Raw genomic sequence first — 16,418 nt, 5'->3', positions numbered from 1 at the left:
TTTATGTTAAGGGTCTATCACTCAAATCGCCTGGATGTTCTGGAAGAGATCATGGCGTTTATTATTGAGCAACAGCCATTACCCGATCCCTTTGCTGAAGAAGTGGTATTGGTGCAAAGCACCGGGATGGCGCAATGGTTGCAAATGACTCTGGCGCAGAAATTCGGAATTGCCGCTAACATGTCATTCCCATTACCGGCACGTTTTATCTGGGAAATGTTTGTTACGGTTCTGCCGGGCATTCCGCAGGAGAGTGCCTTCAGCAAACCGGGAATGACCTGGAAACTCATGTCACTGTTACCAGCCATGATAACTGAGCCTGAATTTGAGGCTCTGCGCCATTACCTTGACGATGACATCGACCAGCGTAAGTGTTTCCAACTTGCTTCTCGGGTAGCTGACCTTTACGACCAGTACCTGGTGTATCGGCCTGAATGGCTGACGGCCTGGGAGGCCGGACAGTTACTCGGTGAATTAGGCGATGCCCAGGTGTGGCAGGCGCCGTTATGGCGGGCGCTGGTTGCACATACTGCTGAACTGGGCCAGCCTGGATGGCACCGAGCCGGGTTATACACCCGGTTTATCCGTACCCTTGAAACCAGTGACCAGCCCCCGGCAGGCTTGCCTTCGCGTGTCTTTATTTGTGGGATTTCCGCTCTGCCACCCGTTTATCTGCAGGCGCTGGAAGCATTGGGGCGGCATATTGACGTCCACTTATTGTTTACTAACCCGTGCCGTTATTACTGGGGAGATATTAAAGACCAGGCCTGGCTTGCCCGTTTAGTTACCCGCCCACGCAAACGGCACCAGTCAGATGAATCACGCCCCTTGTTCAGAGATGAAACCGCGCTGGGTTCACTGTTTGATGATAACGGCGAACAGGAACTTCCTAACGCTTTACTGGCTTCATGGGGCAAACTGGGCCGCGATTACACCTGGTTGTTGGCAGACCTTGAACATATTAATGACCTGGATGTGTTCGTTGATGGCGAGCGCGACACACTGTTGCACCGCCTGCAGGATGACGTGTTAACCCTCAGCAATACCACGGAAGAAGGGTTGAGCCTTGAACGCTTTGAGCACAGCACCTGCAAACAAAGCCTGGCACCGGGTGACACCAGTCTGACTTTCCATCTGTGCCACAGTCCACAGCGGGAAGTTGAAGTGTTGCACGACTATTTGCTGGCATTGCTGGCGAACCAGCCTGAACTCTCAGCACGCGACATCATCGTGATGGTTGCGGACATCGACAGTTACAGCCCCTATATTCAGGCAGTATTTGGCAGTGCGCAGGGGGAACGTTATGTTCCGTTCGCTATTTCCGACCGCCGGGCCAGCCAGGCTCACCCCGCAATGCAGGCTTTCCTCGCACTACTGGCACTGCCAGTCAGCCGTTTTACTTCTGAAGATGTACTGGCATTACTTGAAGTGCCGGCAGTGGCGGCCAGGTTTGGTATTGATGAAGACGGGTTAGGGTATTTACGCCAGTGGGTGAATGAATCAGGTATTCGTTGGGGGCTGGACGACGATAATGTCCATGACCTTGGACTGCCAGTAACCGGGCAACATACCTGGCAATTCGGCCTGACGCGCATGTTACTGGGCTATGCGATGGACAGTGCTGAAGGTGAGTGGCGGGATATCCTGCCGTATGATGAATCCAGTGGCCTGGTTGCGGAACTTGCCGGCCAACTGGCAACATTGCTGTCGCGCCTGAAAAACTGGCGTGACACGCTCAATACCTCCCGTACTCCACTGGCGTGGTCACCTGTTTGCCATGAACTACTGGCGGATTTTTTTGCACCAGACCCGGATGCAGAGGCCGCGCTGGCATTGGTTGAAAAGCAGTGGCAGTCCATCATAGACCAGGCGCTGGAGGCCCAGTATCAGCAGCCTGTGCCACTCAGTTTATTATGTGATGAACTGACTGGCCGTTTGGACCAGGAGCGTATCAGCCAACGTTTTCTTGCCGGGCCAGTTAATTTTTGCACGCTGATGCCTATGCGTTCTATTCCTTTTAAAGTTGTGTGCCTGCTCGGCATGAATGACGGTGTTTACCCCAGAACACTCTCACCTCTGGGGTTCGATCTCATGAGCGAGAAACCACGCAGGGGGGATCGCAGCCGGCGTGATGACGACCGGTATTTGTTCCTTGAAGCACTTATTTCTGCCAGGGAAAAGCTCTATATCAGTTATGTAGGCCGCTCGGTGCAGGACAACACCCCACGTTACCCATCAGTTCTGGTAGAGGAACTGATTGACTATGTCGCCCAAAGCCACTATTTGCCTGGCGATGAACAACAGGATATTGACACCAGCGCACGTCATGTACGCGAGCATTTATTGCAGGTTTACCCACGAACACCTTTCGATGCCAGCAATTTTATCCCTGGTGCCACACAACAGAGTTTTGCTCATGAATGGTTGCCTGCGGCCTCTGGCGTAGGGCAACCCCAGCCGCATTTTATTCGCCAGCCGTTACCAGAGTTGCCTACTGATGAGTTGGCGCTTGAGGCGTTACAACGCTTCTGGCGCCATCCTGTGAGGGCGTTTTTCCAGATGCGGTTGAGGATTAGTAGTCATTTGGATGAAACAGAAATTCCTGATACTGAGCCCTTTGAACTCGATAGCCTTGATCGTTTCCAGGTCAATCAGCAATTGCTCAATACACTGGTAAACGGAGAGGATCCCGCCCGGTTATATCGCCGGTTCCGGGCCGCCGGGGCTTTGCCTTACGGGCCTTTTGGTGAGATTTTTTGGGCACAGCAACAAGACGAAATGCAGGAAATTGCCAGCCAGGTGTTGTCACAGCGCACATCTGATACAGCGCAGGAAGTGAATATCTCTTTAGCAGGTGTTAAGTTGACCGGGTGGTTACAGCATGTCCAGCCTGATGGGCTGTTACGCTGGCGGCCATCGGTACTCAGTGTTGCACATGGTATGCAACTTTGGATTGAACACCTTGTCTATTGTGTTGGCGGTGGAACGGGAGCCAGCCGTTTATATGGGCGTAATGACTCTGGTTGGCTGTTCCCTCCATTGGAAAAGGATCTTGCTGAAAAGTACCTTGCTCAACTTATTGAAGGGTATCAGGAAGGGTTGTCTCAGCCACTGGTTTTACTGCCGCACAGTGGTGGTGCATGGATAAAAGCCTGTTACGATGCCGAAAATAGTGCCATTTTATGGGATGAAGATACGCAAAAAAATGCCCGACGTAAGCTGACCCAGGTATGGGAAGGGAACCAAATGGTGGCTGGTGAAGGGGCTGATATGTGGTTACAACGCTTGTGGCGTACCCTTGAACCAGAGTATTACCAGGCAATACTGCGTGAAGCAGAGCGTTTTTTGTTACCCCTGTTCAGGTACAACCAGTCGAAATGAGATAAAAGAACAGTCTGCAGCACCTCAAAAGGTGGAGGCAGGCATCGGCACTGAACAGTACCAGATGATGAATAGCAAAGTTGTTAAAGGTGAGGTTTGTGAATGCCTAAGAGCAGTACCTGGTTTTATGCGCTGTTTGTTTACGTTGTGCTCTTTTGGGCCCCTTTAAGCCAGGCCGGTACCGGCTGGCAACCCATCCAGCAGACTATCCATAAAAGTGCGAGCGACCCCCGTCTGTATCAGGCAATACAGCTTGATAACCACATGACGGTACTATTAGTCTCCGACCCACAGGCAGTTAAATCGCTGTCTGCACTTGTTGTTCCGGTGGGCTCTTTGCAGGACCCGGATAACCACCTGGGGTTGGCTCACTACCTTGAACACATGACCCTGATGGGGTCCAAAAAATATCCGCAGCCGGATTGCCTTGCCGAATACCTCAAACTGCATGGTGGCAGCCATAATGCCAGCACCGCCCCTTACCGCACAGCGTTCTACCTGGAAGTGGAAAATGATGCGCTGGCTGGAGCGGTTGACCGCCTGGCAGATGCCATCGCCCAGCCGTTATTGGCACCGGAATATGCAGAACGTGAGCGCAATGCAGTTAATGCCGAACTGACCCTTGCCCGGGAACGTGATGGCATGCGCATGGCGCAGGTCAGTGCTGAAACCATTAATCCGGCACACCCTGCGGCACGTTTTTCTGGTGGGAACCTGGAAACACTGCGTGATAAACCCGGCAGTAAATTGCTGGATGCACTGCACCATTTTCACGATGAGTACTACTCAGCAAATATCATGAAAGCGGTTATTTACAGTAACAAACCGCTGGCAGACTTAGCTGAACTGGCAGTGCAAACCTACGGGCGAGTTCCCGACAGGCATATTCAGCGCCCAGAGGTAACTGAACCTGTTGTCACGGATGCACAGACCGGCATAGTTATTCACTATGTGCCGGCGTTACCACGCAAAGTGGTGCGGGTGGAATTCCGCATTGCCAATAATAGCGATAAATTTCGCAGTAAAACGGATGAGCTTATTGGCTACCTGATTAGCAGCCGCAGTAAAAACACGTTGTCTGACTGGCTGCAAACTCAGGGTCTGGCAGACAGCATCCGTGCTGATTCTGACCCGGTTGTTGCCGGTAATAGTGGCGTTTTCGCCATTTCCGTTTCTCTGACCGATAAAGGCCTTGCTCACCGCGATGAAGTTGTGGCTGCTGTTTTCCGTTATATCAACACCCTGAAATCACAAGGCATCAGTAAGCAATATTTCGACGAAATGGCGCATGTCCTTGATTTGGACTTCCGCTTTCCCTCTATTACCCGCGATATGGATTATGTGCAGTGGTTAGCCGATACCATGATTCGTGTGCCGGTCAGCCATGTTTTGGATGCCGGTAATATTGCAGATCAATACGACCCGCAGGCGATCGCTTCCCGCCTGGCTGAGATGACCCCTCAACATGCCCGTATTTGGTATGTCAGCCCGGATGAACCTCATAACAAGCAGGCATACTTTGTACAGGCACCGTATCAGGTCGATAAAATTAGTGCGGAAAAATTTTCTGAATGGGATAAGTTTGGGCAGTCGCTCTCGTTCACTTTACCGGAGCTCAATCCCTATATTCCTGATGATTTTTCATTGATTAAGCAGGATAAAAAGTGGACCAAACCTGAGCTGATTGTCAATGACCCCGGGTTGCGTGTGGTGTATCAACCCAGCCGCTATTTTGCCAGCGAGCCAAAAGCCAGTGTGACATTAGTACTGCGCAACCCGCATGCCATGGATACGGTAAAAAATCAGGTCATGTTTGCACTTAATGACTATATGGCAGGCCTGGCCCTGGACCAGTTGAGCCAGCAGGCTGCGGTAGGTGGTATCCATTTTTCTACCAATGCCAATAGCGGGCTGATGGTCAGCGCGAATGGGTACACCCAGCGGCTGGCGCCACTTTATCTTGATTTGTTGAAAGGGTATTTCAGTTACCAGCCAACGCAGGGCCAGCTTGAACAGGCCAAATCCTGGTATAAGCAAATGCTGGCATCGGCGGAAAAAGGTAAAGCCTATGAACTGGCTATTATGCCAGTACAAATGATGTCGCAGGTGCCGTATTTCGAGCGGCAGGCGCGGCGGGAACTTTTACCTTCTATTACTGTGCAGGATATCCTGGATTATCGTGAGCAGTTGAAAACTGGCAGCCGCCCTGAGTTTTTGGTGGTAGGCAACCTCACACCTGATGCAGCACATAACCTGGCATTGCAGGTTCAACAGTTGCTGGGAACAAAAGGCACGGAATGGACCCGTAACCGGTCTGTGGTCGTTAACCAGCCGCGGCGAATTGTGTTTGAAAAAACCATATCCGGCAGTGATTCAGCTCTGGCGGCCGTGTTTGTACCTTCCGGGTTTGATGAAAACACCAGTTCGGCATACAGCGAAGTGTTGGGCCAGATTATTCAGCCCTGGTTCTACAACCAGCTTCGCACCCAGGAGCAACTGGGTTATGCCGTGTTTGCATTCCCGATGAGTGTGGGCCGCCAGTGGGGGTTAGGTTTCCTGTTGCAAAGTAATACCCGGCAACCAGCTCAACTGTGGCAACGCTATAACGCATTCTTTGCCGGGACAGAGAAACGGCTGCGTGAAATGCCTGAACCTGAGTTTGCTCAGGTGCAGCAGGCGGTCATTAGCCAGATACAGCAGGCACCTCAGACTCTCGGCGACGAAGTGGCGAAAGTCAGCATGGATTTCGACCGGGCAAATATGGCGTTTGATAGTGATGATGCGGTTATCCGCGCTGTGCGCAGTTTAACACCTGCCAAAGTTGCGGATTTCTTCCGGCAGGCAGTTATCGAACACGATGGTATGGCGGTTATTTCCGAGGTAAGTGGCACTCAACAAGGGAAGGCCGATTTTGCCGCACCTGAGGGCTGGAAACAGTGGGGCAGTGTTGAAGCATTGCAAAAGACATTGCCTCAGTCGGGGGCTGAGTGATGCCGGAGCATCATAATAAGCCAACTGCCCTTGACCCGCTGCGTTTACCCCTGGCAGGGGCACGCTTAATTGAGGCGTCAGCCGGTACCGGAAAAACCTATACCATCGCTGCCCTTTATTTGCGCCTGTTGCTGGGCCTGGGGGGCGACGCGGCTTTTGTGCGGCCACTACCGGTGGAATCTATTCTGGTGGTGACATTTACCGAAGCGGCCACGGAAGAGTTACGTGGGCGTATACGCAGCAACATTCATGAGCTGCGTATCGCCTGTGTCCGGCAAGGCAGCAGCAACCCGTTGTACCAGCAATTGCTCGCTGAAATCAGTGACACAAAACAGGCAGCACGAATATTACTCCTTGCTGAACGGCAGATGGATGAAGCCGCCATTTTCACCATTCATGGTTTTTGCCAGAGAATGCTGAGCCTGAATGCATTCGAATCAGGTATGCCGTTTGAACAACAACTGATTGAAGATGAAACAGAATTGCGCCAGCGAGCCTGTGCTGACTTTTGGCGGCGCTATTGTTACCCGCTGAATAAGCCAGTTGCTCAGGCTGTCAGTGAGATGTGGCCGGGGCCTCAGGCTCTGTTGCGTGAAATTGGGCGTTACCTGTCTGGCGACGCACCGGTGCTGAAGCAACCTGTAAATGACGATGAAACCCTCCAGACCCGCCACGATGCGATCATTAATGCCATTGATACTCTGAAAGCTCAGTGGCAAAGTTCTTCTGGCGATCTTCCGGATATCATTGAAAATTCCGCCATCGACAGGCGCAAATATAACCGTAAAAACCAGGGTATCTGGTTTGATGCTGTTGAGGCCTGGGCGGCAAGCCCAACAGAAAATTACACTTACCCGGATGCTCTGGCTCGCTTCTCCCAGTCATTTCTTTATGAGCGTACTAAAGCAGAAGGTAATCCGCCTGAGCACGCGCTATTTTCCGCCATTGATGTTTTTCTTTCTCAGCCACTGACCATTCGCGATTTGGTTATTGCCCGGGCACTGGTAGACATTCGTTACACCATCACGCAGGAAAAACGTTACCGGGGTGAACTGGGGTTTGACGATATGCTAAGCCGCCTTGACCAGGCCCTGGCACAACCGGAAGGTGACAATCTGGCGGCGGCTATCCGTGGGCGCTTCCCGGTTGCCATGATTGATGAGTTTCAGGATACAGACCCACAGCAATACCGTATTTTCCGCCATATCTGGCTGGGGCAGGCTGAAACAGCACTGTTACTGATTGGCGACCCGAAACAGGCCATCTACGCGTTTCGTGGCGCGGATATTTTTACCTACATGAAAGCTCGCGGGGAAGTTAGTGCTCACTATACGCTTGAGACTAACTGGCGCTCATCTCCGGCGATGGTTAATAGTGTGAATCAGCTGTTCAGCCACCTCGAAAATCCGTTCATGTTTGAGGAGATCCCTTTTCTGCCCGTTAACGCGGCACCGCGCAACCAGGGAGTGCGTTTTGTACTCAATGGGGAGCCTCAGCCTGCGATGTCCGTTTGGTTAATGCCCGGCGAAGGTTGTGGTGTGGTGGAGTACCAGCAAACCATGGCACGCCAGTGCGCCTGCCAGATTCGTGACTGGCTTGTGGCTGGTGTGGCCGGTAACGCGGTGCTGGAGCGTGAGGACAAAACGCGCCCGGTCACCGCAGCAGATATAACGGTGCTGGTGCGCAGCCGTCAGGAAGCAGCATTAATACGAGAAGCACTGAGTTTATTGGGGATTCAGTCGGTTTACCTCTCTAACCGCGACAGCGTTTTCAGTACCCAGGAGGCGCAGGATATTTTGCGTGTCCTGCAGGCCGTGCTTAACCCGGAAAACGAAGCAGCCATGCGCAGTGCGCTGGCAACCAGCCTGTTGGGGCTGGATGCAACAACCCTTGAGCAGTTATCTCAGAATGAAACGGCCTGGGACAATCTGGTTGATGAGTTTGTTGGTTACCGCCAACGCTGGTTAAAGCGTGGGGTTATGCCCATGTTGCGCTCTCTGCTGGCTTACAGGCACCTGGCGGAAAATATTCTCGCAAGCCTGGATGGTGAACGCCGCCTGACCGATATTATGCATGTCAGTGAGTTATTGCAGGAAGCGGCGGCTACGGCCGACAGCGAGCATGCGCTGGTGCGCTGGCTATCACAACGTATTGCTGAACCGGATGACAACGCAAGCAGCCAGCAACTTCGTCTGGAAAGTGACAGGCACCTCGTTCAGATAGTGACAATTCATAAGTCAAAAGGACTCGAGTACTCGCTGGTGTGGTTGCCATTTATTGCCAATTATCGCGCTCAGGCCGAAGGGTTATATCACGACCGCCAGACATTCGACGCTGTACTGGATTTACACAAAGAAAAAACCAGCCTTGAGCTGGCAGAAGCTGAACGGCTGGCCGAAGATTTGCGCCTGCTCTACGTTGCTGTCACTCGGGCGATATGGCACTGCAGCCTGGGGGTTGGCCCCCTGTTTCGTGGTAACCGGGCCAAAAAAGGCGCATCAGATTTCCACCTGAGTGCGCCCGGAAGGCTGATTCAGCAGGCACAACCTTGTGACGCCGGGGAGCTCAGGCAGTCCCTGGAGCTGCTATGTCGGGGCGATATCGCCTTAAAAGATATCGACCTTAGCGATGAATCCCCGTGGTCACCCCCGGTATTGCCAACCGAGAATCTGGCTGCCCGGGAAGTAACAAGAACATTCACCGATTTCTGGCGCGTCACCAGCTATTCAGGGCTACAGCAGCATGGTTCATCGGCCGGGCAGGCTTTGCTACCCCGGCTGGATATTGACGCCATAGGGGCAGTCTCTTCCCCTGGTGAGCAAGCACTTACCATCCATACGTTCCCGCGTGGAGCAGTACCTGGTACTTTTCTTCACAGCCTGTTTGAACAACTGGACTTCACCCAGCCAGTAGATGCCGAATGGCTGGAGCAGCAATTACTCTCCGCAGGGTATGGCGCTGAGTGGCTGCCTGTTTTATTACCCTGGCTTGAGGCTTTGCTTTGCGCTCCACTGGCTGAAGGTGGCTTAAGCCTGAATGTGTTATCTGCGCAAGATAAACGGGTTGAAATGGAGTTCTACTTGCCTGTAGATACGCTTTTGGCTCCAGGTGAACTTGATGCGTTGATTCGCCAGCATGACCCTCTGTCGGCACGTTCTCCTGCTCTGGATTTTCAGCAGGTGCGCGGCATGCTGAAGGGCTTCATTGACCTGACATTCCGCTGGCAGGGCCGCTACTATTTGCTGGATTACAAATCCAACTGGTTAGGCAGTACCAGCGAGGCATATACCCCTGATGCCATGGCCCAGGCGATGTGTGAACATCGCTATGATCTCCAGTACCAGTTGTACACGCTGGCCCTGCACCGGTACCTGCGCCATCGGGTGCCTGATTACGAATATCAGCGCCATTTTGGTGGGGTTATTTACCTCTTTCTGCGTGGTGTGGAACCCGGTTTGCCAGGCAATGGCATTTTTACCACCAGGCCAGATGAACAACTGGTATCCGCAATGGATGCACTGTTTGCCGGGCGGGATATGGAGGCAGTGAAATGACAGCACCCTTGCTGGCGTTATTAGAGCAGGCAGCTGCTGAGGGGCACTTTCGCTATCTCGATGTCCAGTTTGCTCAAATGGTTGCTGCTGGTGACCCGGCAGTTATGCTGGCTGCCGCCATTCTGAGCCGTGATACCGGCGAAGGGCACGTTTGCGTACCACTCGAACGCCTGAGCCCGGAACGGAGCTTTTCTGGGCCTGCGGTCAGTTTAATTGGTGAACCGCTATTTGCCGGTGTTGGCCAGGTTGAAGACTGGCAGAAAAAACTGTTGTGCAGTGATGCAGTCAGTAATGAAGACGATGTCACTCCTATAAAACTGTCAGCAGGGCGTTTATACCTCGACCGCCTGTGGCGTAATGAGCAGCGTGTGGCGCAGTTTTTCCGTGATACTAATCAGCCTCTGGTCGTTGATGAGGCCCTTCTTGCCGGCGTGCTGAATACTTTATTCCCCGGAAGCCAGAACGGGCCAGACTGGCAAAAAGTGGCGGCGGCAGTTGCCCTTACCCGGCGCATTGCGGTGATATCCGGTGGGCCTGGAACGGGTAAAACAACCACAGTGGCAAAGCTACTGGCAGCCCTGGTGCAACTTTCCGGGCCATCTCTGCCGCGCATTCGGCTGGCTGCGCCAACAGGTAAAGCGGCGGCGCGTCTTACCGAATCTTTGGGGGCTGCGTTACAGCGGTTGAATATGGATGCATCGTTGAAGGCGGCATTGCCCGATGAAGCCAGTACATTACACCGTTTATTGGGGGCCGTACCGGGGAGCCAGGCGGTCCGTTATCACCAGGGTAACCCACTGCACCTCGATGTGCTGGTGGTCGATGAAGCATCCATGGTCGATTTGCCTATGATGTCGCGGTTACTGGCAGCTTTACCGGCACATGCGCGGGTTATTTTTCTGGGTGACCGCGACCAGCTCGCTTCAGTTGAGGCGGGTGCCGTTCTCGGGGATATTTGCCATTTTGTTGGTGAGGGTTTCAGCCCGCAACGTGCCTCTGAGCTGTCCCGCCTGTGCCAGTGCACGGTTCCGGCAGGGCAGGCCGCCGGGGTGGATACCTTGCGTGATGCCATTTGCCTGTTGCAGGAAAGCTACCGTTTTGGGAAAGATTCGGGTATTGGCTTTCTTGCCCGCGCGGTGAATGGTAACCAGGTTGCGGCTGTAAAGGCTGCATTTGACGGGCGGTTTAATGATATCGGGCTATTCCCGATGGCGACGACGGACGATTACGCCAGTATGCTGGAACAGATTGTCACTGCTCATCAGCCATTTCTTTCATCCCTGAAACAAGGCAGTGAGCCACAGAGTATTTTGCTGGCATTTGCAACCAGCCAGGTTCTGTGTGCATTACGGGAAGGGCCGTTTGGTGTTACGGGCCTGAATAACCGAATCGAACAGGCGTTTTTTAGCAAAAATCTGCTCCAGCGCCCGGCCCGGGAATCGCGCTGGTATCATGGCCGCCCGGTTATGATCAATCGTAATGACAGTGGTCTGGGGCTATTTAATGGTGACATTGGTATTACGCTGAACACACCGCTGGGTTTACGGGTATGGTTTTCTATGCCTGATGGCTCGCTTAAGTCTGTACTACCCGGGCGTTTACCACCTCATGAAACCGCCTGGGCCATGACGGTGCATAAATCACAAGGGTCGGAGTTTGACCATGCAGCACTTATCTTGCCGCCAGGCTGGAACCCGGTAATTTCACGTGAACTGGTCTATACCGCGGTTACCCGGGCAAAAAAACAACTTTCTGTATTTGCCGATATGCCGGTTTTGCTACAGGCAGTGAAAAACCGCACAACAAGGCGCAGTGGTTTGCCGGAGGCCTTTCAGGCTGGTTAGTGCGGGAAACAGGAACAGTACCGGTGGCAGGCTCGCCACCGGTAAGCAATGCGACAAACTACTCAGGTAAGGTCAGCCATCAGCACTTTAGAACGCCGCTGGTAGTTGTACATTTTCTTTTTGCTTTCGGGCAATGAATCGATATCAACAGGCGTAAACCCACGCTCCTGGAACCAGTGAATACTGCGGGTTGTCAGAACAAACAGTTTATCCAGCCCAATTTGTTTTGCCTGGCTGGCAATCCGTTCCAGCAGTATTTCTCCCCGGGCAGAACTGCGGTAGTCAGGGTGCACGGCGACACAGGCCATTTCGCCAATTTTCTCTTCCGGGAACGGGTAGAGCGCGGCGCAGGCTATTGTCAGGTTATCTCGCTGAATAATGGTGAATTTATCAATTTCCATTTCCAACTGCTCACGAGAACGGCGAACCAGAATGCCTTGTTGTTCCAGCGGGTGAATCAGCTCAAGGATCCCACCAATATCGTTGATAGTTGCGCGGCGAATTTGTTCCGCACTTTCCATCACAATCTGGGTACCGATACCATCGCGGGAGAACAGTTCCTGCAGCAATGCGCCATCTTCCTGGTAGCTTATCAGGTGGCTGCGGCGTACCCCGCTGCGGCAGGCTTTTACTGCCCCGCGCAGGAAACGTACAGTACCTGAATAATAATCACCTTCTGCTTCGAGCGCATCTACGCGCTGCTGTGCTTCATTCGGGAAGAGTTCAGAAATAATATTCCCGTCTTCGTCTGTCACACCTTGCGATGAGCAAAAGCCAATCATTTTTTCTGCTTTCAGTTTGATTGCCAGTTGCGTAGCGATTTCTTCTGATGTCAGGTTAAAGCTTTCACCAGTAACAGAGACAGCAACCGGGCCCATCAAAACAATTGCACCACTATCCAACTGGCGGTGAATGGCTTCTTCATCAATTCGGCGAATACGGCCGCTGTGGCAATAATCAATGCCATCGTCCACACCGAGGGGCTGAGCGATGATAAAGTTACCGCTGACCACATTAATATGTGCGCCCTGCAGTGGTGTATTATTCAGGCTCATCGACAGGCGAGCGGTGATATCCAGTTGCAACAGGCCTGCTGCCTGTTTCACCAGCTCCAGTGTTTTACTGTCTGTCACACGGGTATTTTTATGATAAACCGGTTCGTGATGGTGCTCGGCAAGGTTTGCATCAATTTGTGGGCGCGCACCGTAAACGACAACCAGGCGGATACCAAGGCTGTGCAGTAAACCAATATCATTGACAATACTGGAGAAATTCTCATGCTCAATGGCTTCACCGCCCAGCATGATGACAAAGGTTTTCCCTCTGTGTGCGTTAATATAGGGGACAGAATGGCGGAATCCCTGCACCAACTCGATTCTACGCTCCTTTACCACGGCAACACCCTCAATGCATGATTATTCGAAATAAGTGTATTTTTATTCTTTTATGGGCCTGGGTGCAAGTCCAAATTTAACCCTGTAAAATAGCGGGTCTTTGGAGTAAGGCCTGACTTGTTGAGGTTTGTTTACCCTTTTATTGATGACAGGTGCACAACCTTTCGTTAAAGTTTCGATTTAATATTTACCGTTGTGGCACATTTCCGGCCTGGCAACGCAGCGTTTTAAAATGCTCAGGAGAAGCATGTCAGATTCTCATTCATTGTTTAGCCGTCGAAATTTACTTAAAGGTGCTGGCGCGATGTGGCTCCTGAGCGTCAGCCCGTTGAGTTTTGCTGCCGCAAGCCACGTTATCGCGATTCGCGTCTGGCCCGCATCAAGTTATACGCGTGTGACAGTTGAATCCAGTCACCAGCTTAAATATAAGCAGTTTGCGTTGAGCAACCCATCCCGCCTTGTTCTGGATATAGAAGGTGTGCAGTTAAACTCGGTTCTGAAAGGGCTGGGTAATCTTATCAACGCTAATGATCCTTATATCCGTTCCGCCCGTGTCGGCCAGTTTGATCCCCATACTGTGCGCCTGGTGTTTGAACTCAAGCAAAATGTCACCCCTCATTTATTTGCGCTGGCGCCTGTTGCTGAATTTAAAGAACGCCTGGTTATGGATCTATACCCGGTTAATGCCTCCAGTGAGCAGGATCCGTTGCTGGCATTGCTGGAAGATTACAACAATGGCGATTTAGATAAAAAAATGCCTGCGCAACCGCAGGGGCCACAACCGGGCAAAGCCGGCCGTGATCGTCCAATTGTTATCATGATAGATCCCGGGCACGGTGGCGAAGATCCGGGGGCTATTGGCAAATATAAAACACGCGAAAAAGATGTGGTGTTGAAAATCGCGCGCCGTTTGCGGTCATTGATTGATAAGCAGGCCAACATGAAGGCCTACATGACACGCAATGAAGATGTCTTTATTCCGCTGAAAGTCAGGGTGGCGAAAGCCCAGAAACAACGGGCCGATTTGTTTGTCTCGATACATGCGGATGCATTTACCAGCCGTGAGGCCCGCGGTTCTTCCGTATTTGCATTATCAACGAAAGGGGCGACGAGTACCGCCGCGAAATACCTGGCGCAGACGCAAAACGCCGCCGACTTAATTGGTGGTGTCAGTAAAAGTGGCGACCGTTATCTGGACCACACTATGTTCGATATGGTGCAGTCACTGACTATCACTGACAGCCTGAAGTTTGGCAAAGAAGTGCTCAATAAATTAGAACGAGTGAACCGGCTGCATAAAAACCGGGTAGATCAGGCCGGGTTTGCCGTCCTTAAAGCACCTGAGATCCCTTCTATACTGGTGGAAACCGCATTTATCAGTAATGTGGAAGAAGAGCGTAAGCTCAAAACCGCCAGCTTCCAGCAGGAAGTGGCTGAGTCTATTTTCTCCGGAATACAGGCTTATTTCGCAGACAGCTCCAAACTGGCACGTCGCAGCTAATACCCGGGTATATCACCAGCAGAGAAGAGCGCGTCGGGGGGTTCTTCTCTGTTGTTGTCAGTAAAAAATAGCGGGTTGCTGCTTGTGAAAAAGGCTGCCGGGGATTTTTCAGGTTGGGGGCGTTGCAGGTAGTGAGGCGTAGTCAGATTTTTTCTGGCGCCAGAAACAAAAAAACACCCATCAGGGCGTTAATTTATTGGTTGCGGGGGCCGGATTTGAACCGACGACCTTCGGGTTATGAGCCCGACGAGCTACCAGGCTGCTCCACCCCGCGTCCGTCTTTCTTCTTCACTTTTTCATTTTGTAAACAGCATATAACGCTTAATCTACAAAATTGGTTGCGGGGGCCGGATTTGAACCGACGACCTTCGGGTTATGAGCCCGACGAGCTACCAGGCTGCTCCACCCCGCGTCTGTGGAAGCGCACTATACACTCATCATGTTGTGATGCAACCTTTTTTTAAATCAACATGCTGATTCGTGCCAGTTGTGGTGAAATATTCAGCTACATGCCGGGTTTTTGCGCATATTACAGGTTGGCGCGAGCCTGCTGATTTTATTCAGGCCCGGGGTTTGTTATCTTCGCGAAGCGAACGCAGTTATAACGAAGGGAAAATCATGAAATCTCATTGGGGGAAGGTGTTAATTGCAGGCTGTCTGGCGACCATGCTGGCTGCCTGTTCCTCAAAACCGACGGATCGTGGTCAGCAATATAAAGACGGTGAACTCACTCAGCCTTTTTCACTGGTAAACCAGCCTGATGCCATAGGCGCACCAATCAATGCTGGTGATTTTGCAAAGCAGGTGGGGCTTATTCAGGGGGCATCGCCCCGGTTGTACGGTTCTCAGAGTGCAGTCTATGATGCGGTAGAGCGCTGGTTACGCTCGGGTGGCGATACCCGCACACTACGCCAGTTCGGTATTGACGCCTGGCAAATGCAGGGTGTTGATAATTATGGCAACGTGCAGTTCACCGGTTATTACACACCGGTTATTCAGGCTCGCCATACTCGCCAGGGCGCTTTCCAGTATCCGATTTACCGTATGCCACCAAAACGCGGCCGGTTACCTTCTCGCGCCCAGATATACTCGGGTGCACTGAGCGATAACTATGTGCTCGCCTGGAGCAACTCCCTGATGGACAATTTCATTATGGATGTCCAGGGTAGCGGTTATGTTGACTTCGGTGATGGAGAGCCGCTGACATTCTTTGGGTATGCCGGTAAAAATGGCCATGCCTACGTGAGTATCGGTAAGGTACTCATCGACCGGGGGGAAGTGAAACGCGAAGATATGTCTATGCAGGCTATTCGTGAATGGGGTCAGCAACACAGTGAAGCAGAAGTGCGTGAACTGCTTGAGCAGAACCCTTCCTTTGTTTTCTTTAAACCAGAAAAACTGGCTCCGGTAAAAGGTGCCAGTGCGGTGCCGCTGGTTGGCAGAGCATCCGTGGCTTCTGACCGCTCGATTGTACCGGCAGGCAGCACGATTCTGGCTGAAGTCCCTGTTCTGGATGACAACGGCAAATTCGCAGGCCAGTATGAATTGCGAGTTATGGTTGCTCTTGATGTTGGCGGGGCAATTAAAGGCCAGCATTTCGATATTTATCAGGGGATTGGCGATGCTGCCGGGCATCGTGCGGGCTGGTTTAACCATTATGGCCGCGTTTGGGTGCTGAAAACAGCGCCAGGAACCGGTATATTTAGTGGCTGACTCTCTTCCTTGCGGGCTGGATTATCCAGCCCGTTTTATT

At 52.2% G+C, this 16,418-nt stretch carries 7 protein-coding genes and 2 tRNA genes; 6 read left to right on the top strand and 3 right to left on the bottom strand.

Annotated elements, in window-relative coordinates:
• Window positions 1–3: 3 nt before the first annotated feature.
• From recC to recD, 4 genes are all read left to right on the top strand, one after another.
• A complete protein-coding gene (gene recC, locus DT73_RS00840) occupies window positions 4–3,381 on the top strand; it encodes an exodeoxyribonuclease V subunit gamma (RefSeq protein ID WP_036102643.1) in 3,378 nt (1,125 codons plus the stop codon).
• A 102-nt stretch (window positions 3,382–3,483) separates the two neighbouring features.
• Entirely contained in the window at window positions 3,484–6,372 is a 2,889-nt protein-coding gene (gene ptrA / locus DT73_RS00835; RefSeq protein ID WP_036102642.1) for a pitrilysin, read from the top strand.
• The gene (gene recB / locus DT73_RS00830) at window positions 6,372–9,926 is read left to right on the top strand and encodes an exodeoxyribonuclease V subunit beta (protein WP_036102640.1); all 3,555 of its coding nucleotides are present in this window, start codon (window positions 6,372–6,374) and stop codon (window positions 9,924–9,926) included. The genes ptrA and recB overlap by 1 nt, the downstream gene beginning before the upstream one ends.
• Window positions 9,923–11,770, top strand: coding sequence for an exodeoxyribonuclease V subunit alpha (gene recD / locus DT73_RS00825; RefSeq protein ID WP_036102639.1), 1,848 nt, complete (start codon window positions 9,923–9,925; stop codon window positions 11,768–11,770). Before recB ends, recD begins: the two co-directional genes overlap by 4 nt.
• Window positions 11,771–11,832: 62 nt before the next feature.
• On the opposite strand, the gene argA is transcribed toward recD, so the two are convergent.
• Entirely contained in the window at window positions 11,833–13,164 is a 1,332-nt protein-coding gene (gene argA, locus DT73_RS00820) for an amino-acid N-acetyltransferase (RefSeq protein WP_036102636.1), read from the bottom strand.
• Between the two features lie 247 nt (window positions 13,165–13,411).
• Between argA and amiC the strand changes: the two genes are divergently transcribed.
• The gene (gene amiC / locus DT73_RS00815; RefSeq protein ID WP_036102634.1) at window positions 13,412–14,665 is read left to right on the top strand and encodes an N-acetylmuramoyl-L-alanine amidase AmiC; all 1,254 of its coding nucleotides are present in this window, start codon (window positions 13,412–13,414) and stop codon (window positions 14,663–14,665) included.
• Between the two features lie 197 nt (window positions 14,666–14,862).
• Here the strand turns inward: amiC and DT73_RS00810 are convergent.
• Both DT73_RS00810 and DT73_RS00805 read right to left on the bottom strand, forming a co-directional pair.
• Window positions 14,863–14,939: transfer RNA gene (locus DT73_RS00810), tRNA-Met, on the bottom strand.
• Between the two features lie 61 nt (window positions 14,940–15,000).
• Window positions 15,001–15,077: transfer RNA gene (locus tag DT73_RS00805), tRNA-Met, on the bottom strand.
• 206 nt (window positions 15,078–15,283) lie between these two features.
• Here DT73_RS00805 and mltA point away from each other — a divergent pair.
• Window positions 15,284–16,378 carry a murein transglycosylase A gene (gene mltA, locus DT73_RS00800; protein ID WP_036102891.1) on the top strand — a complete coding sequence of 365 codons (1,095 nt, stop codon included), beginning with the start codon at window positions 15,284–15,286 and terminating at the stop codon, window positions 16,376–16,378.
• Window positions 16,379–16,418 lie beyond the last annotated feature (40 nt).

It is taken from the genome of Mangrovibacter sp. MFB070 (genome assembly GCF_000705335.1).
GTDB lineage: Bacteria > Pseudomonadota > Gammaproteobacteria > Enterobacterales > Enterobacteriaceae > Mangrovibacter > Mangrovibacter plantisponsor.
The sequence above is the reverse complement of the archived record's forward strand: the minus strand, read 5'-3'. Positions and strand labels throughout refer to the sequence as shown.